This is a genomic window from Nocardiopsis xinjiangensis YIM 90004, assembly GCF_000341145.1.
GTDB lineage: Bacteria > Actinomycetota > Actinomycetes > Streptosporangiales > Streptosporangiaceae > Nocardiopsis > Nocardiopsis xinjiangensis.
In genome coordinates, this window is the sequence record NZ_ANBE01000003.1 from 342,055 (window position 1) to 364,190 (window position 22,136).

A 22,136-nucleotide genomic window follows, 5' to 3' on the forward strand; every position below is an offset into this window, starting at 1 on the left:
GGTGGGCAACGGCTCACGGGCCGGTGGTGCGGGTGGATGGTGTCCGTCGGAGCATCGAGTTCAACCCGGCCGGGGCTACCCGCAACCCGCATCGGCGCCACCCCCACACCCCTTTCATTACGGGGATAGTGGCGGCGTGTGCGCGGCCGACGCCGCCATCTCCTGCCTGCCAAGGGCTCTGCTCCCCCGCCCGCGGTCAAAAACAGCCCGGAAGCGGCCCCGGCAGGGGGGAGCGATGCTCGTCCCGGCCCCGGGGACCGGGACCATCCCCAACCGGGCAGATCGGCGCTACCGGGGCTCGAAGTCGGCTCTGATGGGCAAGATCTACCGGAGATCATGGTGGGTGTCAGGTAGGGGCGTCGGCCGGGGCGGTGACGGGGTCGCCCCGAAGCGCGGCGGCCATGAGCTCGGGGAAGGCTTCGGGGGTGCACGCGAACGCGGGAACGCCGAGCTCGGCGAGGGCCACGGCGTTCCCGTGGTCGTAGAAGGGCGCACCCTCGTCGGAGAGGGCGAGCAGGACCACGACCTGGGTTCCGGCAGCCTTCATCTGCGCGACCCGGCGCAGCATCTGCTCCCGCACCCCGCCCTCACACAAGTCACTAACCAGCACGAACGTCGACTCGGTGGGGCGGGTGATCAGCCCCTGGCAGTAACCGATCGCCCGATTGATGTCGGTGCCACCGCCCAGCTGGGTGCCGAACAGCACCTCCACCGGATCGGAGAGGTGGTCGGTGAGGTCGGCGACGGCGGTGTCGAAGGCGACCAGGGATGTGCTCACACTGCGCATCGACGCCAGGACCGCGCCGAACACACTCGCGTACACGACCGACTCGGCCATGGATCCGCTCTGGTCGACGGCGAGCACCACGTCCTTGTGGACGCCCCGGCTGCGGCGTCCATGGCCGACGAGGGTGCGCGGCACGACCGTGCGGTGCTCGGGCAGGTAGTGGGCGAGGTTGCGGCGGATCGTCGCGTTCCAGTCGATGTCGGCGACCCGGCGCGGGCGGTGGGTGCGGGTGGAGCGGTCGATCGCTCCCTGCACCAGGGAACGTGTGCGTTGGGCGAGGCGGCGTTCGAGATCGTCGACGACACGGCGTACGACGGCGCGGGCGCTCTCCCGGGCGCGGTCGGGCATGACGGAGTTGAGGGAGAGCAGCGTGCCGACCAGGTGCACGTCGGGCTCGACAGCCTCCATGAGCTCGGGTTCGAGCAGCATGCGGTGCAGGCCGAGGCGGTCCATGGCGTCCTTCTGCATGATCCGTACGACGGAGGAGGGGAAGTAGGTACGGATGTCGCCGAGCCAGCGGTTCACACGGGGGACGGAGGGCCCGAGGCCCCCGGAGCGCTCACTCGTCCCGCCACTCTCCCCGCCGCCGGGGCCGGAGCGGTCGTAGAGGGCCGCGAGGGCGGAGTCCATGCCCTGGTCGGTGGAGGACAGCGCCGTCTCGGGGCCGTCCTCGCCCAGGACCAGGCGCCAGCGGCGTGCTCGTTCGGTCTCTTCGGTGGTCATACGGTGGTGGCCTTCCCGGGGGTGTGCGAGCGGTCGGCGGCGGCACGGGTCAGGAGCACACCGGCCGCGGCCAGTGCGGGTGCGGCGCGTTCGGGGTCCAGAGGCAGGGACGCGGTGCCGGCGGGCAGGGCGACGCGGGTGGCGGCGGCACCGATCTGGCGGCGTTCGGGGGCGGCGAAGGCACCGAAGGTGCGGCGCAGCAACGGGAGCACGTCGGCGAAACGTTCCGGAGCGAGCCCGGTCAGCCAGGCGTCGATGAGGTCGAGGAGGGTGTCGTCGTGGACCAGGACCAGCCCGCTGCCCTGGAGGAAGCCTTCGAGCCAAGCGGCGGCACGGGCGGGGTCGGTCCCGGGTGACATGGTGCGGGCCAGACGCCGGCGGAGGGTGTCGCGGTCGAGTTCGCCGGCGTCGCTGAGGATGCGGTCGAGGCGTCCGGCCACACGCCCGGGGAGGCGATCGTCACCGGCGAGGGTGGCGAGGGTGGTGGTCCAGGTGCGGAGCGGTTCCTCGTCCAGGAGGGTGACGGCGTGGTGGGTGTGGTCGATGAGTGTGGCGATGCGTGCGGCCGCGTCGTCGTCGAGCCCGTGCAGTGCGGGTGGGAGCCCCGCGCACACCCGGCGCAGCAGCCCTTCGGCGACGGACCTCAGGTGGGCGCCCTCGGTACGGCGCACGTCCCCGTAACGTCCGGCGCGGGCCAGGGGCGGCAGGGCCGCCATGAGCCCGGTGACGTCGCCGTCGGTGGCGGCACGGTCGGTGAGCCGGGCGAGCACGGTGGGCAGGGCGCTGTCGAGCTCGGCGAGCAGGCACTGTTCGGTGAGGGCGGTGACACCGCGCAGGTCGGCCTGGTCGGCGAGGTCGACCAGGCGCGCGGCGGCGGCTTCCTCCACGGTGGCGCCCCAGCGGGCGGCCTCGATGAGGGCGACGTCCATCTCGGGTTCCCAGCGCAGTCTCCAGGCCTCCCGGAAGGTTCCGCGGTGGGAGCCCTCCGGGGTACGGGGCACGCCCCATTCCACGTCGAGGACCCGGAGCCGGTGCAGGAGCACACCGCGTTCCCGGTGGCTCTCCTTGCGCAGGTCGAGGTCGAGGTCCCGGGTGAAGGGTTCGGCCTTGAGGCGCAGACGGCGGCGCTGAGCGGCCAGGTCGCGTTGGAGCGGCACCATCGGGGTGGTGTCGGGGACCGAGCCCATGCGTTCCCCGAGGGCGAGCCGGCCGTGCACGAGGGCCGCCCGTGCCTCCTTCCCCTCGCACAGGACCGCGGTGAGGGCCTCGCGGACCTCTTCGAGCCCGGCGAGGGGGCGTCCGCGCAGGACGGCGAGGGACTCGGCGAGGCGGATCCCCTCGATCACGTGCGCGGAGGAGACCGCCTGCTCCTCGTCCCTGCGAAGGACACGGGCGGCGTCGGTGAGCCACCGGTGCACGGGGCGGTCGGGTGCGGTGAACAGGTGGTGGTACCAGCCGGGCGCGGTCACCCCCGCCCGGTACCCCGCGGCGGCCAGGCGCCCGTGGGTCCAGGGCACCCACGTGGCGTCGACCTTGGTCCTGGGCAGCCCCTTGAGCAGGGCGGTGTCGGCCTTGGCGGTGTGGCGGGCGGTCTCGTGGAGGGCGGGCGCGTGCCAGGCGCCGCAGACGACGGCGACACGGTGGTACCCGGCGCGGAGGGTGGAGCGCAGGACCTGGCGCATGTGGGCCTCGCGACGTTCGGTGCGCACATCCCCGGCCCCGGTCTCGGCTCGGACGGCCGCCATGGCCTCCTGGATCGCGGGGAACGGGGAGGGTTCACCGTCGCCGCGCTGTTCGACGACGTCGTCCCACCAGCGTTCGGTGTCGTCGTAGCCGGCAGCGCGGGCGAGTGCCCCGAGCGGGTCGGCGCGGGTGTGTTCCGGGCCGGTCCCCTCGTCCGGGGGGTCCGGCTCGCCCGTGTCCGCGGGCCTCTCGGCCAGGCTGTGGGCTGCGGGCAGGTCGCAGAAGCGCGCCTCCACGCCGTGGTCGACGGCGTAGCGCAGCGCCACCCATTCCGGCGAGAAGGACGCGAACGGCCAGAACGCCCATCCGCCCCTCTCTCCACCGCTCCGGGCCTCCCGGCCGGTGCGGTGGACGAGCAGGGCGACCGGCGGTTCGAGCTCACCCGCCAGGTGGAGGAGGGCGTCGGCCTCCGGCGGCCCCTCGATGAGGACCGCCTCGGGGCGCAGGCGTTCCAGCTCGGCCTGTACGGCACGCGCGGACCCGGGGCCGTGGTGGCGCACCCCGAGGACCCGCACGCCCTCGGTGTCGAAGGCCGGCATCAGGCGCCCACCTCGCGGCAGGCCCGGTAGAACTCGTCCCAGCCGTCGCGGTCGCGGGCGACGGTCTCCAGGTACTCGCGCCAGGCGACCCCGTCGGAGATCCGGTCCTGCACGACCGCGCCCTGGATCCCCGCGGCGATGTCGGCGGGACGCAACTGCCCGTCGCCGAAGTGCGCGGACAGGGCGATGCCGTTGGTCACGACGGAGATCGCCTCGGCCGTGCTGAGGGTTCCGCTGGGTGACTTGACCTTGGCGGAGCCGTCCTCGGTGGCGCCGGCGCGCAACTCCCGGAAGACGGTGACCACCCGCCTGATCTCGGTGAGGCTCGTGGCGACCTCGGGCAGTTGCAGGGAACGGCCGAGCTGGTCCACCCGCCGGGTGACGATGTCGACCTCTTCCTCTGCGGTGTCGGGCACCGGCAGCACCACGGTGTTGAAGCGGCGGCGCAGGGCGCTGGAGAGGTCGTTGACGCCGCGGTCTCGGTCGTTCGCGGTGGCGATGAGGTTGAAGCCCCGGCCGGCCTGCACCTCGGTACCGAGTTCGGGTACGGGCAGGGATTTCTCCGAGAGCACGGTGATGAGGCCGTCCTGGACCTCGGAGGGCATGCGGGTGAGTTCTTCGACGCGGGCGAGGGTCCCGCGGGACATGGCGTTCATGACGGGGCCGGGGACGAGCGCGGCCTCGCTGGGCCCCTCGGCGAGCAGGCGGGCGTAGTTCCAGCCGTAGCGGACCGCCTCCTCGGAGGTGCCCGCGGTTCCCTGCACGAGGAGGGTGGAGTCCCCGCAGACGGCAGCGGCCAGGTGTTCGGACAACCAGGTCTTGGCGGTGCCGGGGACGCCGAGGAGCAGCAGTGCGCGGTCGGTGGCCAGCGTCGCGACGGCGGTCTCGGCGATACGGCGGGCGCCGATGTACTTGGGGGTGATCTCGGTGCCGTCCTCCAGCGTGGTGCCGAGCAGGTAGTCGACGACGGCGTGCGGGGAGAGGCGCCACCCCTGGGGCCGGGTGCGGGTGTCGGCGGCGGCGAGCGCGCTGAGTTCGTCGGCGTGGGTCTGCTCGGCGTGGGGGCGCAGCGCCCGGCTCGTGTCGGTGATCTCTGCGGTGGAGGTCAACTACAACTCCCTTTGCATCTCGCGGCGGAAGAGGACGGTGTCGCGGGTGTCGAGGTAGAGGCGGCGGTCCTCGGGGGCGAGGCCGGGTGGATCGGGGGGCAGGTGGTCGAGGTGTTCGGGCGGCAGGTACTCGGCGGCGGCCTCGCAGAGGGCGCGGTAACCGCCGTCGCTGCGGTGGTTCAGAAGCATTCTCGTGGCTGCCACCGACAATTCCGGGGTCCACGGCCCCCCGGCGGCACGCAGGAGGTAACCGGCGTCGGCGAGGTCGCCGGTGCGGTTCAGGGCCCGGTGCACCCAGGCACAGCGCTCGTCGAGCGGGAGCGGGCGCAGCAGGGCCGGCAGTTGGAGGACCCGCCGGTCCTGGGTGGCGCGGGCGAGGTGGCCGCCCACGTCGGGACCGAGCGTGGACAGCAGGGCCCGGGCCCATTCCGCGGACCCCTGGAACCCCGCCGCGTTGACGAGTGCGTCGTGCACGTCGGTACGGCGGGAGCGTTCCACACGGGCGAGGACACGTGCGGGGTCGGGGGCCACGAGTGCGGTCCACACGTCGAGCGGGGCGTGGGTGATGAGCGCCCACAGGCGTTCGGAGCGGGCAGCCCCGGTGTCATCGGCCCTCTCCGGGACTGCCAGGGCGAGGTCGCGCAGGAGCCCGGACCGGCCGGGGCCGACACCGCGTATCCGTACCTCTCCCCTGGGGCCTGTGCTGACCAAGGCCCTCACGTACGCGCGCAGGCGGTCTGCGTGGTCACTGTCGGGCAGGCGGCTGAGCAGGGAGAGCGCAAGTCCGCGGACCCCGGCGGCGCGGTCGTCGAGGGCGGCGGCCAAGACGTCCTCGTCTTCGGTGGTGAGCCCGGAGGCCAGGACCGACAGCAGGGACCGCCGCCGTTCAGCCACGGGTTCGGTGCGCAGGACCTCGGCCGTCCGTTCGCGTGCGGCCGCGGGGTCGGTGCGGCGCAGGGCGGCCAGGACGCGTCGGCGTTCCGGTGGAGCGCCGTGTTCCCAGATCCGGGGGTCGAAGTGCGTGGCGGCGCCGTGGGCGCCGAGGTAGTGCCAGGTGTCGCGGAACCGGGCGAGCCAGTGTCCGCGTGCACCGACGGCGGCGGCCACGGCGGGGCGGAGTTCGCTGTCGCGGGCACCGCGGTCGAGCAGGGTGGGCAGGTGGGCGGCGGGGACCCGGCGTCCTGCCCGGGCCACGAGGTCCAGCCATTCGGGGAGCAGTGCGGCACGGGTGGTGAGAATCTCGGCGAGGCGTCGGGAAGCGGCCGCGCCGACCTCGGGTGCGTCGTCCTCCGGGGCGGGTTCCACGGGCTCGGCGGTGTGCGGGGTGTGTCCGGCCGCCCGGCGCACGGCGGCGAGTGCCGCGCGATCGAGCAGGGCGGTGGAGCCAGGGGCGTCCTCGGCCTCGGGTGCGGGCAGGTCGGGGGTGTCGGGAACCGCGCGCCGGGCGGTTCCGACGAGCGCGGCGGGAAGCAGTTGCTCCCACGGGTCGGGGGTCGGGATCACGTGCGGGTCCTCCTCATCGGTTCCGGTCCAGGGGCCGTGGTCGCCTGCGGACCTTCCTCCTCGGTCCGGACGAGTGCGTCGCGGTCGCCTGCGGGCCCTCCTCATCGGCTCGGGCTCGGGCCGTGCTCACAGGGGGACCGCCGGAGCGCCGTCGGGCCACACGGTCAGGGGCGTGAATCCGTCCGCGGGCGACCACTCCCCCGCGACGGTCGCGGGACGGCCGCCGGTCGCGGCCAGGAGCCTCCAGGGGTCGGGCGCCCCCAGGGGCAGGGCGTCACCGGAGGGGTCGGCGAGGTACCAGTCCTGCCCGTGGCGGGCGGGCGCCACCTGGGCGAGCACGACGAGGGAGGCGGGCTGCCAGGGGGCCTCCGCCAGGTGCGCGGCGTGGGCGTCGAGCGCCCCGGCCACCGTGGAACCCGGCGGTACGGGTGCGGGCTCCGGCGCCCCGGCACGGACCTCGGTGGCACGGCGCCGGTCCGGGTAGAGCGCGAACTCCGCCTCGATCCCGGTGCCCGGATCCGGGCCGGGGACGAGGGCGCCCGGTTCCCGGCCGTGGGCCAGGGTCATGACGGTGCGCCCGTGTGTGCGGCCGCGCAGCCACACACGCCGGCTCCTCACCCCCGACGCGGGATCGTCTGCCTCGCTCCGGGCGAGCACGGTCCAGGTGTCGGTGGTGCGTTCCCCGCGGGCGATGACCTCGTCGGCCCGTGTGGTCACCCCGGCCCTGGTGTGCACGGCCGCCCGTAGGACCTCGGGAAGGTGCTCGCGGGCGCGGTGGGCCTCGGCGAGCAGGTGCAGGTACGCGAACCGTTCGAGTACACGTGCGGGCCAGTCGCGGTGGCGGACCAGGGCCGGCAGCTCGGACACGAGTGCGGCGGCCCCGGCGGCCTTGGCGTCCACGAGGCGTTCGGCCATGCGGTCCCAGTGGGCGTAGCCGCGGTCGGGTACCTCGCAGAGCCCTGAATCGATCTGGTCGCGCAGCCACAGGGACAGCTCGGTGAGCCCTTCGGCGACGGCGCGGTCCCGGTCGCGGCGGGTGGCCTCGGCGCGGGCCGGGTCGGGGGCTGCGCGGCGGGGCCGGTGCGCGGTGCGGCGGCCGATCCAGCGGCCGACCCACTCGGGGGACTCCTCGGACTCGGACAGTTCACCGCCGGCCCACCGGGTGAGCAGGCCGAGCGTGTGTTTGCAGGGGATCTTGCGGCTGGGGCAGGAGCACTTGTAGGCGGGGGCCTCCTCCGCGTCCACATGCACGGCCACGGTGTAGCTCCGGCTGCCGCTGCCCCGGCACTCGCCCCACACGACGAGTGCTCCTCCGGGCAGGAGGCCGGCGTGGGGCCAAGCACCGGGGGCAGAGGTCTTTCGGGCGGCCTTCCACGACGAGGCGTCCGGTGCCAGGGCCTGGACGTCGTCGATACTCCATCGATCGCTCACAGGAAAAGACTAGGGACGGGCACCGACAAAATCGGGGTGGTTTCCGACCACGACGCATAATTTTCCAGAATGTCGTAGCAGTCTGGCACACTACGCCGCCGCCCCTACCACCTCCGCCTCCGCTTCCACTCCCGGGCACGTGAAATGGATTCCGAGCGAGGAAGCACGCACAAAGGAAATAATCCCGCTAATGACAATCGCCCTTTTGCCCGAACGTGTTGAAAGCGGACCCATTCTGCTCTTAGAATTCCACGACCGGCATGGTACTGCTCCGCACGTACCCGGTCCGGACGCAGCGGTCCCCGCTCCCCCTTCCACATCACCGCAGCGATGCCCATCTCCTCGAAGGGAGGGAAGCGGCCCACACCCGGGTTCCGCGCACCCGATGACGACCATCCGTTCCCACGGCGAAAACACCCCCGGACCCGGCTGCCCCGCGCAGTACACCCGGCTGTACGAACCGGTCCCGGAGTCAGGGCGCGACGCGCTCTGGACCCGCCTGCGCGAGGAGCACGGCACCGTCGCCCCGGTCGAGATCGAACCGGGCGTACGCGTGTGGTTGCTTCTCGGTTACCAGGAGAACCTCACGGTCCTGCAGCAACCGCACCTGTTCAGCCGCGACACCCGACGCTGGCGCGAAGTCGTCGAGGGCCGTGTCGACCTGTCACGCCCCTCGTTCTCCTGGCGTCCCAATGCCCTCTACGCGGACGGTGCCGAGCACACGCGCCTGCGCACCCCCATCGTCGACGCCCTCGGCCGGGTCGACATGGCCGCGACCGAACGCACGGTACGCCGCATCGCCGACGAACTCGTCGACTCCTTCGTCGCCGACGGCCGCGCCGACCTCGTCTCGGACTACGCCGCGCACCTGCCGGTCCTGGTGATCAACAGCCTCTACGGGCTCCCCGACAGCTACGGGCACATGCTCGGCGACATCACCGCCATCGTGTTCGACCAGGACGCCAAGCGCGGGGAGGAGGGTGTGGCGCGCATGCACCAGTACTTCGCCGGTCTGGTCGCACGCAAGCGCAACCGGCCCGGGCAGGACCTGGTGTCGTGGATGCTGCAGCACCCCATCGGGCTCAATGACGACGAGGTCGCCCACCAGGCAGCGCTCATCAACAACTCCAGTCACATGTCCAGCACGCACCTCATCGGCAACACGATGTGGACGCTGCTGACCGACCCGCGCATCCGCACAGCGCACACCGAGGCGCTGGTCTCGGTGCAGGCCCTGCTCGACCACGTCATGTGGAGCAACACACCGTTCCAGACCCTGCTGGGCCGGATCGCCCGCCAGGACACCCATCTGGGCAACGCACAGATCCGCGCAGGCGATGCCCTGCTCCTCGGGTTCGCTCCGGCCCACCTCGACCCGTCGGTGCAACGCGACGAACCCGAGAACGACACCGGGATCGCAGGCGGCAGCCGGGCCCACCTCATGTTCGGCGCGGGACCGCACGCCTGTCCGGGCCGCGAACTGGCCCGCTTGATCGCCTCGACAGGGCTGTCGGTGCTGCACGAGCGCCTGGCCGGGCTGCAGCTCGAAGTGGCGCCGGGACAACTGCGCTGGGCCCAGTCCCCGTTCCTGCGCGGCCTGCACGAGCTACCGGTCACGTTCGTACCGGCCGCGCCCGAGGGGCCGCGGTCCCCCGAGCCGGGTCCCCGGGTCCGGAAGGCCGCGGCAACCGGCCCGGAGGAACCCGAGGACCTCCTGGACCGGCTGCTCAACTGGTGGCGCGGCCTGCGCGGATGAGGCCGCCCCGCGTCCGCGGTGCCGCCGGGGGTCAGGCCCCCAGCGCCCGGACCGGTCCGGAGAGTTCCTCCTCGAAGAAGCGGAAGAACCCTTCCGGGTCCGGTCCGGCGTTGATCAGGCACAGGTGGTCGAACCCGGCGTCGACGAAACCGCGTACGGCCGCCACGTGCCGCTCGGGGTCGGGGCCGTATCCGAAGGCCTCGGCCATGTCCTCCTCGCGGACGGTCTCGGTGGCGGCCGCGAAATTGACCGGGTTGGGCAGTTCGGACTGCACCTTCCAGCCGGTCAGCCCGAACCTGAACTGTTCGCGGGCCGAGGCCAGGGCCGCTCCGTCGTCGCTCGCCCAGGCCAGCGGCACCTCGCCGTAGGTCGGACCGGTGCCGCCCTTCCTCTTGTAGGTGCCGGTGAGTGTGTCATCGGCCTCCGTGGCGAACAGGCCGTCGCCGAGCTCGGCCGCCAGGGCCGCCGCGCGCTCACCTCCGGCGGCGACGACGATCTCCGGGGACCGCTCCGGCAGGTCGAAGACGCGCGCGTCCTCCAGGTCGAGGTGTTTTCCCTCGTAGGACCGGTATCCGCCGCTCCACAGCAACCGGATGATCTCGATCGCCTCACGGAGCATCTCGTGGCGTGTGGTCACACTCGGCCACCCCATGCCGACCACGTGCTCGTTGAGGCGTTCACCCGAGCCGACCCCGAGGGTGAAACGCCCCTCGGACAGCAGCGCGGTGGTCGCGGCGGCCTGCGCGACCATCGCCGGGTGCTGGCGGATGATCGGACAGGTCACACCGGTGGCCAACCCGATCCGCTCGGTCCGTTCGGCCATCGCCGCGAGCATCGACCACACGTACCCCGAGTGGCCCTGCTCTTCCAGCCAGGGGTGGAAGTGGTCGCTGACCTCCACGAAATCGAACCCGGCACGTTCGGCACGCACCGCCTGCTCCACGATCTCGCGAGGGCCGAACCCCTCGGCGAGCAGCTTGAACCCGACTTTCATGAGCTCCCCCTCGGTCAGGCGGGGACCGACGCGGTCTCCCGCTCCCAGTGGCGGTGGCGTCCCACGAGCCTCAGGAACTCCGCCACGCTCTCGTCGTCGACGGCGGGGGCCACGACCACGCCTTCCACGGTTCTGGTGGTGTCCGCCCCGCCCGGGAGCCGGTCGGCCAGAGGTGTGCCCTCCACGACCCGGCGCCCGTCGGCCGCCAGCAGGATCGGCTTGTGGTGCTTGAAGGCCTCCAACACGAAGTGGCGGGCGAGCCCGTCCTCGGCGAGCTTCGCGGCCGAGTCGGCACCGCCGACCACGATCACGGCGTCGTAGACCACGGACGCGACCGTCTTCATGGACCGGTCCGCGGTCAGTACCCCGCCGTCGCGAGTGTGCAGGGCCCCGTCCCTGGTCCCGAGGTACTCCACGTGCGCGTGCTCGTCGGCGAACCGCGCGCGCAGCGCCTCCGCGTCGGTGGCGTCCACGCCGTCGGCGGCCAACAGGGCGATCTGGCGCCCGGTGAGGTCGCCCATGGCGGAGTTGGCCTGGCTGACCGCAGGCGAGGAACGGCCGTGGTTCGGGGTTTCCTCCGTCTGAGGCGGCGCGACCCCGATGCCTTCCGCGACCTGCACGGCCAGTCCGTGGTCGACGTGGTTGAGGTTGGCGACGACCTGCTGGCGGACGGACAGTTCGTCGCACTTGCCGAGTTCGAACCGGAAGGCCTCGACGAGGTGTTCGCGTTCCCAGTCGGCGAGGCTGTTGTAGAACAACGTGGCCTGGGAGTAGTGGTCCTCGAAGCTCTCGCTGCGCTTGCGGATCTTCTCGCCGGCCACACGCTCGGTGTAGTGGCGGTAGACCCCTTCGTCGGCCATGGCCGGGCAACCGCCGCCCAGAGAGTTGCGCGCATAGGAGGTCTGGCCCCGGTGCACCCGGTGCTGGGCGAACCCGTCGCGCTGGTTGTTGGAGACCGGTGCGACCGGACGGTTGACCGGGATCTGCTGGAAGTTGGATCCGCCCAGCCGCAGGAGCTGGGTGTCCAGGTAGGAGAAGTTGCGCGCCTGCAGCAGCGGGTCGTTGGTGAAGTCGATGCCCGGCACGACGTTGGCGGTGTGGAAAGCGATCTGCTCGGTCTCGGCGAAGAAGTTGTCCGGGTTGCGGTCCAGGACGAGTCGCCCGACGGGCCGCACGGGGACCTGTTCCTCAGGGATGATCTTCGTGGAGTCGAGGAGGTCGAAGTCGAAGGCGTGCTCGTCCTCCTCGTCGACCAGCTGCACACCGAGCTCCCACTCCGGGAAGTCACCGCGTTCGATGGACTCCCAGAGGTCGCGCCGGTTGAAGTCGGGATCCTTGCCCTGCACCCGCTGCGCCTCGTCCCACACCAGCGAATGGGTGCCCAGCACCGGCTTCCAGTGGAACTTGACGAACGTGCCCTTGCCCCCGGCGTTGACGAACCGGAACGTGTGGACGCCGAACCCCTGCATCATGCGGTAACTCCGGGGGATGGAGCGGTCCGACATGAGCCACATCATCATGTGCATGGTCTCGGGTTGCAGACCGACGAAGTCCCACAGGGTGTCGTGCGCGGACTGCGCCTGGGGGATCTCGTTGTGCGGCTCCGGTTTGACCGCGTGCACGAAGTCGGGGAACTTGATGCCGTCCTGGATGAAGAAGACCGGCATGTTGTTGCCGACCAGATCGTAGTTGCCCTGCTCGGTGTAGAACTTCACGGCGAACCCGCGCACGTCACGCGGGGTGTCGGCCGAGCCCCGCGATCCGGCCACGGTCGAGAACCGCACGAAGACCGGGGTGGTGATGTCGGGGCTGCTGAGGAAATGTGCGGCGGTCAGGTCGCCGAGCCCTTCGTAAGGGGTGAAGCGGCCGTAGGCGCCCGCGCCGCGGGCGTGCACCACACGTTCGGGGATCCGTTCGTGGTCGAAGTGGGTGATCTTCTCGCGGGCGTGGAAGTCCTCCAGGAGCGTCGGCCCACGGGCCCCCGCACGCAGGGAGTTGTCGGTGTCCTCGACCCTCACACCCGTGTCGGTGGTCAGCGGTTCGGTCGAGTCCGTGCGGTCGTGTTCGAGCTGCCGATCCTTCGCGTCGCGCTCGTGGCCAGGCATGGATCCCTCCACCGAAATGGTCGGAAGCGGTGAACTCCTGCAATCTCCCCCGCCCTGACCGGGCTCCCGTCCCGCGAAACACACCATCCGGAACTTTGTGCACGCTTTCCCGAACCCGGCAAAAGAGCGGCAAGGAAGCGGGACGGCCGTACATCTCCCCGGCGGCGGTTGGGTAGGGGACGCCTCCCGAAGGACCACCCGAAGAGGAGGAGCCATGTCCGAGACACCACCTCCGCCACAGAGCCAGCCCTACCCCGGACGCACCAAGCCGATGGACCCGCAGCCCCGCGACGAGATGCGCGGGTACGAGGGCCGGGGCCTGTTGGAGGGCAAGCGCGCCCTGATCACCGGGGGCGACTCGGGGATCGGACGAGCGGTCGCGGTCGCCTACGCCAAGGAGGGGGCCGACGTGGTCTTCGGCCACCTCGGTGAGGACGACGACGCCGCACACACCGTCGCCCTCGTCCAGGAGCAGGGTCGGCGCGCGGTCGCGGTACGCGGTGACCTGGCCGAGGAGGAGTTCTGCGTCCATCTGGTCCGCAGGACGGTCGAGGAGCTCGGCGGCATCGACGTGCTCGTCGAGCACGCCGGCACCCAGTCCCCGGTGGATTCCTTCACCGACCTGAGCACCGAGCAGTTGCGCCGCACGTTCGACGTCAACGTGATGGGGGTCTTCTGGACGGTGCGGGAGGCGCTCGAGCACATCCCCGACGGCGGGGCGATCGTCATCACGGGATCGATCAACGGGCTGCGGGGGAACAAGTCCCTGATCGACTACGCGGCCAGCAAGTCCGCGGTCATGAACCTGACGCTCTCGCTGTCCCAGGTGCTCAGGGAGCGCGGTATCCGCGTCAACTGCGTGGCCCCGGGTGCGGTCTGGACGCCGTTGATCCCCGCCACTCTCGGGGAGAAGGGCGCCGAAGGTTTCGGGCGGCAGACGCCGATGGGCCGCGCCGGCGAACCGGACGAGATCGCGCCCTCCTACGTGTTCTTCGCCAGCAACCAGCTCTCGTCGTTCTACTCGGGTGAGGTGCTCACCCCCACGGGCGGGGAGATCCAGGGGAGCTGACCCCGGAGGACCCGCAGGAACGGGGCGCGGACCGGCCACCTGGTCCGCGCCCCGCGTTCGGTGGGCTCAGCCCCGCTGGGGCAGATACTCCTGGATTTTCGTGGCGATCCCCCGCGCGGCCACGCCCCTGGTCTCGGGGTCGCCGGACAACAGCGACTTCGCGGTCTCCACCGCCTGATCGAACTCCACTTGCGGCGGGATCGGTGGGACGTCGCCGTCGCAGTGCACGTCGAGGACGACCGGCCCCTCGTCGGACAAGGCGCTGTGCCACGCCGGGACGATCTTGCCGGGTTCGTCCACGGTGATGGCTTTCATCCCGACCGATTCGGCGAAACCGGCGTAGGAGAGGTCGGGCAGGTCCTGCGAGAAGGTCGTCTTCGGCGACCCGGCCATCGACCGCAGCTCCCAGGTGACCTGGTTGAGGTCGTTGTTGTGCAGCACGCACACGACGAAGCGCGGGTCCTCCCACAGCTCGCTGTAGCGCTGGGCGGTCAGTAGTTCCATGAGCCCGTTCATCTGCATGGCGCCGTCCCCCACGAGCGCGATGACGGGGCGGTCGGGGTGAGCGAATTTGGCCCCGATGGCGTAAGGGACGGCACACCCCATGGTCGCGAGCGTCCCCGACAGGGAGCCCCGCATGCCAGGGCGGAATTGGAGGAAACGGGCATACCAGTTGGTCGCCGATCCGGAGTCGGCGGTGACGATCGCGTCGTGCGGCAGCAGTGGCGAGAGCTCGTGGAAGACCCTCATCGGGTTGATCGGCTCGGCGGAGACTTCCGCCTGGGCCGCCTGGACCTTGTGCCAGCGTTCGACGTCGGACTCGACCCTGCTGCGCCAGTCCGGCCGCCCACCGCTGCCGCCGTCCCGGGTGAGCCGGTCGGTGAGCGCACGGAGGGTGTTCGCGGCGTCCCCGACGAGGTTGACCTCGGTCGGGTAACGCAGCCCGATACGGCCCGGTTCGAGGTCGATCTGGATCGCCTTCCTGCCGAAGGGCGGCAGGAACTGGGTGTAGGGCATGTTCGATCCGACGATCACCAGGGTGTCGCAGTCGCGCATGAGCTCCCACGAGGGCCGCGTGCCCAGGAGCCCGATGGAACCGGTGACGTAGGACAGGGTGTCGTCGAGGACGTCCTTGCCCAGGAGCGCCTTGGCCACGCCGGCCCCTGTGGCCTCGGCGAAGGCCTGGACCTCCTCCTCGGCCCCGCGGGCACCCTGCCCGATGAGGACCGCGACCTTCTCACCCCGGTCGACGACCGCCGCGGCTCGTTCGATCTCCCCCTCGGGCGGCAGGACCGCGCTCGGGGCGACGGGGCCGGCCGCCGGTTTGCTGGAAGGGACGTTGAGGAAGTCGTGTGTGGGCGGGGAGTAGTCGGCTTCCTGGACGTCGGCGGGCACGATCACCGCGGTGGGAGCGCGTTCGGCGAGTGCGGTGCGCACGGCCCGGTCCAGGACGTTGGGCAGCTGCTCGGGCACGGTCACGGTCGCGATGTAGGCGCCGGCGACGTCCTTGTACAGGCTGTGCAGGTCGATCTCCTGCATGTAGCTGCCGCCGACGGCGCTCTGTGTGGCCTGGCCGAGGACGGCCACCACCGGTACGTGGTCGAGCTTGGCGTCGTAGAGGCCGTTGAGCAGGTGGACGGCCCCCGGCCCCCCGGTGGCCATGCACACACCGACCCCGTCGTCGAACTTGGCCCGGCCGACCGCTTCGAAGGCCGCCATCTCCTCGTGCCGGCTCTGGACGAACCGCGGGCCACCCTCCATCCTTCCGAGCTCGGCGACGAGCCCGTTGACGCTGTCGCCGGGGTACCCGTAGATCTCGGTGACGCCCCAGTCGGACAGCCTGCGCAGCAAGTGGTTGGCGACACTCTGAGACATGCGTCCTCCTACGGCCCCACCGTGGTCGGAAGGGGCCGGTCGCACTGGTGGTTCAGGAGCTGCGCCGGCGTCCCGAACCCGAGGTCCGGCGGTTGCTCTCCTTGCGCAGGGCCTCGACGAGGTCGTTCTTGTTCATGTTCGACCGACCCTCGATGCCGAGCTCGCGTGCTCGCTCGTACAGATGGTTCTTGCTGGCGTTCTCGTCGACACCCCCGGCGGTCTCGCGGTCCGGGCCCGGACGTTTGCCGGAACGCGGGTTCTTCGCCTGGGGGTCGGACGGCCCCTTGCTCTGCTTGGGGACCCAGTGGTCTCCCTGCTTCTCGTACTGGTGCTTGACCGCGGACATGGCGACACGGTGGGCGCGTTCGCCCTCGCCGTACTCCTCGACGGCGCTGTCGTGCGCCTTGATCCAGGTGCGCTGTGCCTTCTCCGGCGAGCGCTTGAGTGTGTCGGGCAGCTCCTGCTTACCGGGCATGCTGCTCACCCCCGAAAACGTGGTGCCTGTCGATGACGGCCCTGCCCTGAGGCACCTCACGGAAAACACCGTGGTCACACCGTCCGACGCAAGCGCGACACGCATCGGAGCCCCGTGATTCCCCCGTTCCACGGGACCGGGGGCGCCCCCGGGGACTGGTGGTTCAACGGATGGCGCGTACACGGGGGCGCCCGCATAGTGGGACGACATCCACCGGGATGTGACACACCGTCACCGCCCGGACCCCCGCTGCACCGAAGGATGAATCAGTGCGAACGACAACCCCCCTCCCCCCTTCGCAATCCCCCGCCGGCACCCCGCGGCGTTCGTGGACCCGCCGGTTCGCGACCCGCACCGCCGTCGTCATCGGCGCTGCCGCCGTCACCGCCGTCGGCGCCCTCACCCCCGTGCACGCGGAGAACCCGCACGAGCGCGGACCGGACCCCACCGAGGACAGCGTCACCGCGCCCACCGGTCCGTTCGACACCGACACCGAGAACGTCTCCTCCCTGGTGAGCGGTTTCGGTGGCGGCACCATCTACTACCCCACCGACGACAGCGAAGGCACCTTCGGCGGTGTCGTCGTCGCCCCCGGGTACACCGCGAGTGAGTCGTCGATGTCCTGGTACGGAGAGCGGATCGCCTCCCAGGGCTTCGTGGTGCTCACCATCGACACCAACACCCGCTACGACCAGCCCAACAGCCGGGGACGCCAGATGGAGTCCGCCCTGGACTACCTGGTCGAGGACAGCGACGTGACCGACGTCGTCGACGGTGACCGCCTGGCGCTCATGGGCCACTCCATGGGTGGCGGCGGAACCCTCGCCGCCGCCGAGGACCGGCCCGAGCTGCGCGCGGCGATCCCGCTGACGCCCTGGCACCTGAGCAAGGACTGGTCCGACGTCGAGGTGCCCACGATGATCGTCGGAGCGGAGGACGACACCATCGCCTCGACGCGCTCGCACGCGGTCCCGCTGTACGAGAGCTTGGACGAGGACCTCGACAGCGCGTATCTGGAGCTGCGCGGTGCGAGCCACTTCGCGCCGAACATCTCCAACACGACCATCGCGAAGTACAGCATCTCGTGGCTGAAGCGGTTCGTCGACGATGACGCCCGTTACGAGCAGTTCCTGTGCCCGGCGCCGGACACCGGCTTCGGCACGGACTTCTCGGACTACCGCGACTCCTGCCCGCACGGTGGGGCCGCCTAGAACGGTCCCGCCCCACGGATTCACGCACGGTGCGGCCCCGGGTTCCGACCCGGGGCCACACCGTGCCTCTGTGTGTGCCGCACCGTGTGCCCACGCCCGGTTCTCATGCGGGCCGGGGCCCGCACCGAGAGCCGATCCAGCGTGGTTCGCGTCACCTTTTCCCCGCACCACACGACTGTCTGTCAAAGGTTCACCTCACGGGGAAGGACAGTCTGCATGCTCCTGACAGAGGCCCTGTCCGAACGGATGGCCGCGGCACGTGCCTGGTTCCTGCGCGCCCGACGGTCGGGCAGCCACGAACTCAACACGATCCTCGGTGTCCTCAAGGGTGCGTTGGCCGCGTCCGTGTCCTGGTACATCGCATACGCGGTGATCGAGGCCGGGACCCCTGCCTTCGCCCCCTTCACGGCCGTCCTGATGATGCAGATGACCGTCTACCGCTCCGCAGTGCAGTCGCTGCGTTACATCGGCGCGGTCGTCCTGGGTATCGCGGTCCAAGCCTTCCTGGCCTTCCTGGCGGGCCCAGACGTCCTCACGTTCGCGGCCGTCGCACTCATCACACTCGTGATCGGGCGCTGGCGGTCCCTCGGGGAGCAGGGCCCGCAGGTGCCCACCGCCGCCTTCTTCGCCTTCTCCACATTCCTGACCGCCTCCGGGTTCACCGACCGTCTCGTGGAACTGGGCGAGATCGTCCTGCTGGTGGCCGTGGGCTGCGTGGTGGGCACCCTGGTCAATCTGGTCCTCTTCCCACCGATGCGGCACCGCAGTGTCGAGTGGTCCATCGGTGCGCTCTCACACTCGCTCTGCGACCTGCTCGGCGACCTGGCCCGGGGTTTGGAGAACGCCGAACTCGACGAGCGGCAGACCTCGTCCTGGCGGCAGCGCGCCGAATCCATAGGGTCCGGCGTCGAACAGACACGGGCTTCGGTCCGCACCGCGCGGGAGTCGCTCGTGATCAATCCGGCCCGGAAGTTGCGAAAACACCGCATGCACGTGTCCTTCGAGGGCTACGAGCAGTTGGTGGAGGCCCTGGGCCGAGTCGCGTCCCAGGTGGGCTCGCTCGCACGCGCGATGCAGCTGTGGGCCACCAAGGACGATCAGCCGCTCCACGAGGAGTTCTTCGTGCGCTACGGCAAACTCATCAGGGCGCTGGCTGGTATCACCCACAGCCTGTCGCAGTTGGACGAGGACACGCTCGACCAGCAGGCGCAGGACCTGTGTCGGCTCGCGGGGGAGGCACAAGGCCACGTGGAGGTTCTCGCCGAGCCGCCGCAGCAGGGCGACCCGCCCCCGTTCGAGGACCTCACCCAGCCCTACGGAATCCTTCTGATCGAGGCCCGCCGCTTGATGGACGAGCTGCAGTACTCCTGCGACATCGTCCAGTACTACGTCGACGAGCGCGACCGCTGAGGGCGGACGCGCACCGCGCGGCGCCGGTCCAGAATTGCGGTCCGGGGCCGGCGCCGCGCGCAGGCAGCGGGTCCACGGTCAGTCGTGGAACTCCATCTCCTCGGGCAGGAGCCGGTCGAAGCCCTCGGGTTCCTCGATCGCGCCGCCCTCGCGGTCGGTCACGCGCGGGTCCTGGACCATCTCGATCTCGCTGTCGCCCTGGTACTGGACCACGTACACGCCCTCGTGGCCGCCGTGGTCACCGTCGGAGGAGGAGAAGGGCACGTGACCGGGCCCCTGCCACTCCTGGCCCTCCAACGCGTCGATCAACGCCTGGCGGGTCAGGTCCTCACCTGCGGACATCAGCACCTGGGCGAACATCACCGCCTGGGTCATACCGAACGCGTGGGTGTTGGTGACCTGGTCGCCCTCGCCGTACTCGTCATAGATGGCGACGAAGAACTGCGCCCACTCGTCGTCCTCGTCCTCGACCCGCGGCATGTAGCTGGTGATGAGGGTGTCCTCCAGGAACGCGTCCGCCGGGGTCCCCTCGACATCGGTGTCCTGGGTGAACTCCTCCAGCAAACCCTGGAGGGTGACGGTGTCACCGCCGATGCTGGAGACCACCCACTGCGGGTCGTAGCCGATACGTGCGGCCTCCAGCATGCCCAGCGCGGTGAACGAGGGGATGCAGGAGCACACGACGACGTCCGCGCCGGCCCGGTCGAGCTCGGCCATCTGCGAGCTCAGGTCGCTGACCTCGGACTCGTAGTGCTCACGGGCCACGACGTCCTCGGCCAGGTACTGGTCGAGCCCGGCCTGGGAGTCCTCTCCGACGTCGTCGTTCTGGTACAGGTAACCGACGCTCTCACCGGAGAAGTTCTCGGCGATGTACTCGCCCTGGACCTTGGCTTCCTTGGTGTAGTCGGTCTGCCAGCCGTAGGTGAGCGGGTGCTCCTCGGTGTTGTTCCAGGCCAGCGCACCGGAGGACGGGAAGACGTCGGGCACGCCCTCGTCGTTGAGGTAGTCGATGACACCGCTGTGCGTGGGGGTACCGAGCCCGCCCATCATCGCGAAGATCTCGTCGTCGATGACGAGCTCGCGGGTGACGTCGATGGTGGTGGAGGGGTCGTAGGCGTCGTCCTCTGCGCGGTAGTCGATCTCGCGCCCGTTGACACCTCCCTGGGCATTGACGTACTCGAACACCGCTGCGGCTCCCTGCGAGACCGCCAGGTATCCGGGCGCTGCGGGTCCGGTCAGGGGGTGGTGGGCTCCGATGACGACGGAGTCCTCGGTGACGCCGGGGGCCACGTCGAGGTCGGCACCTCCGCTCTCGTCGACCTCGCCTGCACCGGTGCAGGCGGTCGCGGCGATGACCAGGGCCAGGCCGGCCGCGGCGATCCCGCGTATGCCGTTTCGGCCTCTTCTCGTCTGCGGCATGGTTTCTCTCCTCTGTATCGGGGGGGGAGGGGAATCAGGGAGCGGGGCTTCAACTGCGCCGCATGCGGGCGCGCAGGGTCTGTAGGGCGCCTTGCACGCCCAGCGGCCAGAAGCGCAGGACGAGGATCAGGACGACACCGAAGAGGACGAGGGGCAAGTTGTTCTGCACGTCGCTGCCGAGGTTCAGGGTCTCGGCGAGCTCGGAGGCCCAGATCTCCAGGTAGACGACGGCGAACGCGGCCCACAGTGCGCCCCAGAGGCTGGCGATCCCGCCCAGGACCAGGGCGGCGATCAGGGTCAGGGACAGTACGAGGGAGAAGGTACTGGGGGTGACGGTGCCCAGGACGTAGGCCTGGAGGCCGCCGGCCAGTCCTCCCGCGGCGGAGGCGACCACGAAGGCGACCACTTTGGTTCTGCCCACCGGGATCCCGGCCATGGCGGCGGCGGTCTCGTCGTCGCGGATGGCACGCATACGGCGTCCGAGGCGCCCGGCGGAGACGGTCGCGAGCAGGGCCAGGCCGAGCAGGACGGTGAACCAGACCACCAGCGCTTGCCACTCGCTGGTGCTGACGAACCCGTCGAGGAAGGGCGGGGCGCCGGCCATACGGATGTTGAGGCCGTTGGAGCCGCCGAACAGGTCGTGGTACCGGTGCGCGATCCCGGGCAACCCGACGGCGAGGATGAGGGTCGCACCGGCCAGGTAGGGCCCGTGCAGACGCGCGGTGGCCGCCCCTACGGCGATGCCGGCGATCACGGACACGGCGATGACGATGAGCAGGTTGGTCGCCAGCGGAAGCATCGGCAGGCGCATGACGAGCAGCGCCATGCTGTAGGCGCCGATCATCATGAACGCCCCGTGCCCGAGGGAGACCTGCCCGCTGCCGCCGACGAGGAGCTGCAGTCCGGCGATGGCGAGGAAGGTGTAGCCGACCGCGGCCAGGCGCAGAGCGGTGAGGTCACCGGTGACCATGAGCAGTGCGGTGACCACGGCCAGCCCGGCCGCAGCCGCGAGGAGGTTGCGGGCCGGCAGTGGCAGGGCGCGCCGCCGGCTGTCGGGGGACTGCGGGGGCGTGGACGCGGCGCCCGTGGGCCGGTCGGCACGCTGTCCGGTGGTGGTGGACATGGGTCAGACCTTTCGCGCGGTCGGTCGGGCGAGGATGCCGTCGGGGCGCACGCTCAGTACGACCACGACGATGACCAGGGCGGAGAGGGTGGCGAGCTCGGGACCGAGATAGCCGGACACGTAGGAGCCGCCCAGGCCGATGAGCATCCCGCCGAGGATCGCCCCGAAGGGGTTGTCGAGACCGCCGATGACGGCCGCAGTGATCCCGAAGACGAACACGACGTCGAAAACGTTGGGGTAGATGAACGGCGGGCCCGCGAGCATTCCGGCGAGCGCGCCGATGGCGGAGGCGATGGCCCACCCGGCGGTGAGCATGAGCCCGACCCGCACGCCGCTGAGCCGTGCGGCCTCGGGGTGGTGTGCGGCGGCGCGCATGCGCAGACCGAACGGGGTGAAGCGGTACAGGAGGAACAGGAGTACGGCCACGGCGGCGACGGCACCGACCGCGAAGGCGTCCGCGGGGGAGAAACGGCCGACGTAACTGAACGCGTACCCGAAGCCGTGTTGTTCGTTGCCCCAGACCATGCCGACCACGCCCTGGACGACCAGGAGCATGCCGAGGGTGACGATGATGCCGTTGAGCGGTGACACCCGCGCGATCGGCCGCACGACGAGCCGTTCGGCGGCCGCACCGATCGTCAGACCGGTGATGAGCGCGACGGCGAAACCGATCCAGTACGAGCCGGTGAGCTGGGTGAGGGCGAAGGCGGCGTAGACCGACAGCAGGGCGAACGCGGGTTGGGCGAAGTTCACCAGCCGGGTGGCCTGGTAGATGAGGACCAGGGACAGCGCCAGTGCCGCGTAGGCCGCCCCGGTCGCCAGCCCGTTGAGGGTCAGGTTGATGAAGTGGGTCATGGGGGCTCC

The 22,136-nt window shown here is 70.9% G+C and carries 16 protein-coding genes; 4 read left to right on the top strand and 12 right to left on the bottom strand.

The annotated features are described in order from the left end of the window. Nucleotides 1–346 precede the first annotated feature (346 nt). The 5 genes from D473_RS0102075 to D473_RS0102095 form a co-directional block, all read right to left on the bottom strand. Nucleotides 347–1,510 (bottom strand): vWA domain-containing protein, encoded by a 1,164-nt coding sequence (locus D473_RS0102075; protein ID WP_017607438.1) that lies wholly within the window; start codon nt 1,508–1,510, stop codon nt 347–349. Next, nucleotides 1,507–3,792: a DUF5682 family protein gene (locus tag D473_RS0102080; RefSeq protein ID WP_017607439.1), complete on the bottom strand. Its 2,286-nt coding sequence runs from the start codon at nt 3,790–3,792 to the stop codon at nt 1,507–1,509. Before D473_RS0102080 ends, D473_RS0102075 begins: the two co-directional genes overlap by 4 nt. After that, nucleotides 3,792–4,901, bottom strand: coding sequence for an ATP-binding protein (locus tag D473_RS0102085; protein ID WP_017607440.1), 1,110 nt, complete (start codon nt 4,899–4,901; stop codon nt 3,792–3,794). The genes D473_RS0102080 and D473_RS0102085 overlap by 1 nt, the downstream gene beginning before the upstream one ends. Continuing rightward, on the bottom strand, nt 4,902–6,404 hold the full coding sequence (locus tag D473_RS0102090; protein WP_017607441.1) for a DUF5691 domain-containing protein: 1,503 nt from the start codon (nt 6,402–6,404) through the stop codon (nt 4,902–4,904). Between the two features lie 126 nt (nt 6,405–6,530). Further along, on the bottom strand, nt 6,531–7,835 hold the full coding sequence (locus D473_RS0102095) for an SWIM zinc finger family protein (RefSeq protein WP_026126515.1): 1,305 nt from the start codon (nt 7,833–7,835) through the stop codon (nt 6,531–6,533). A 385-nt stretch (nt 7,836–8,220) separates the two neighbouring features. Here D473_RS0102095 and D473_RS0102100 point away from each other — a divergent pair, with 385 nt between their 5' ends. Continuing rightward, complete coding sequence (locus tag D473_RS0102100) at nt 8,221–9,591, top strand: cytochrome P450 (RefSeq protein WP_017607443.1); 1,371 nt, start codon at nt 8,221–8,223, stop codon at nt 9,589–9,591. A 31-nt stretch (nt 9,592–9,622) separates the two neighbouring features. Here D473_RS0102100 and D473_RS0102105 read toward each other — a convergent pair whose 3' ends face one another. Together D473_RS0102105 and D473_RS0102110 are read right to left on the bottom strand one after the other, a co-directional pair. After that, nucleotides 9,623–10,585 carry a TIGR03557 family F420-dependent LLM class oxidoreductase gene (locus D473_RS0102105; RefSeq protein ID WP_017607444.1) on the bottom strand — a complete coding sequence of 321 codons (963 nt, stop codon included), beginning with the start codon at nt 10,583–10,585 and terminating at the stop codon, nt 9,623–9,625. A gap of 14 nt (nt 10,586–10,599) precedes the next feature. After that, on the bottom strand, nt 10,600–12,690 hold the full coding sequence (locus D473_RS0102110) for a catalase (protein WP_017607445.1): 2,091 nt from the start codon (nt 12,688–12,690) through the stop codon (nt 10,600–10,602). 214 nt (nt 12,691–12,904) lie between these two features. Between D473_RS0102110 and D473_RS0102115 the strand changes: the two genes are divergently transcribed. Then, nucleotides 12,905–13,759 carry an SDR family oxidoreductase gene (locus tag D473_RS0102115; RefSeq protein WP_017607446.1) on the top strand — a complete coding sequence of 285 codons (855 nt, stop codon included), beginning with the start codon at nt 12,905–12,907 and terminating at the stop codon, nt 13,757–13,759. Between the two features lie 66 nt (nt 13,760–13,825). Here D473_RS0102115 and D473_RS0102120 read toward each other — a convergent pair whose 3' ends face one another. Both D473_RS0102120 and D473_RS0102125 read right to left on the bottom strand, forming a co-directional pair. Beyond that, nucleotides 13,826–15,634, bottom strand: coding sequence for a thiamine pyrophosphate-requiring protein (locus D473_RS0102120; RefSeq protein ID WP_017607447.1), 1,809 nt, complete (start codon nt 15,632–15,634; stop codon nt 13,826–13,828). Between the two features lie 52 nt (nt 15,635–15,686). Further along, nucleotides 15,687–16,109, bottom strand: coding sequence for a ChaB family protein (locus D473_RS0102125; protein ID WP_017607448.1), 423 nt, complete (start codon nt 16,107–16,109; stop codon nt 15,687–15,689). 269 nt (nt 16,110–16,378) lie between these two features. On the opposite strand from D473_RS0102125, the gene D473_RS0102130 reads away from it, so the two are divergent. Together D473_RS0102130 and D473_RS0102135 are read left to right on the top strand one after the other, a co-directional pair. Continuing rightward, complete coding sequence (locus D473_RS0102130; protein WP_017607449.1) at nt 16,379–17,320, top strand: alpha/beta hydrolase family protein; 942 nt, start codon at nt 16,379–16,381, stop codon at nt 17,318–17,320. A gap of 216 nt (nt 17,321–17,536) precedes the next feature. Continuing rightward, nucleotides 17,537–18,730: an FUSC family protein gene (locus D473_RS0102135; protein WP_017607450.1), complete on the top strand. Its 1,194-nt coding sequence runs from the start codon at nt 17,537–17,539 to the stop codon at nt 18,728–18,730. A 78-nt stretch (nt 18,731–18,808) separates the two neighbouring features. On the opposite strand, the gene D473_RS0102140 is transcribed toward D473_RS0102135, so the two are convergent. Genes D473_RS0102140 through D473_RS0102150 form a run of 3 tightly spaced genes read right to left on the bottom strand, consistent with a single transcriptional unit; the run spans nt 18,809 to nt 22,127 of the window. Continuing rightward, the gene (locus D473_RS0102140; RefSeq protein WP_033352398.1) at nt 18,809–20,149 is read right to left on the bottom strand and encodes an ABC transporter substrate-binding protein; all 1,341 of its coding nucleotides are present in this window, start codon (nt 20,147–20,149) and stop codon (nt 18,809–18,811) included. A gap of 49 nt (nt 20,150–20,198) precedes the next feature. Beyond that, nucleotides 20,199–21,272, bottom strand: a complete 1,074-nt coding sequence (locus tag D473_RS0102145; protein ID WP_017607451.1) for a branched-chain amino acid ABC transporter permease — start codon at nt 21,270–21,272, stop codon at nt 20,199–20,201. A gap of 3 nt (nt 21,273–21,275) precedes the next feature. Next, nucleotides 21,276–22,127: a branched-chain amino acid ABC transporter permease gene (locus D473_RS0102150; protein WP_017607452.1), complete on the bottom strand. Its 852-nt coding sequence runs from the start codon at nt 22,125–22,127 to the stop codon at nt 21,276–21,278. Nucleotides 22,128–22,136: the final 9 nt, after the last annotated feature.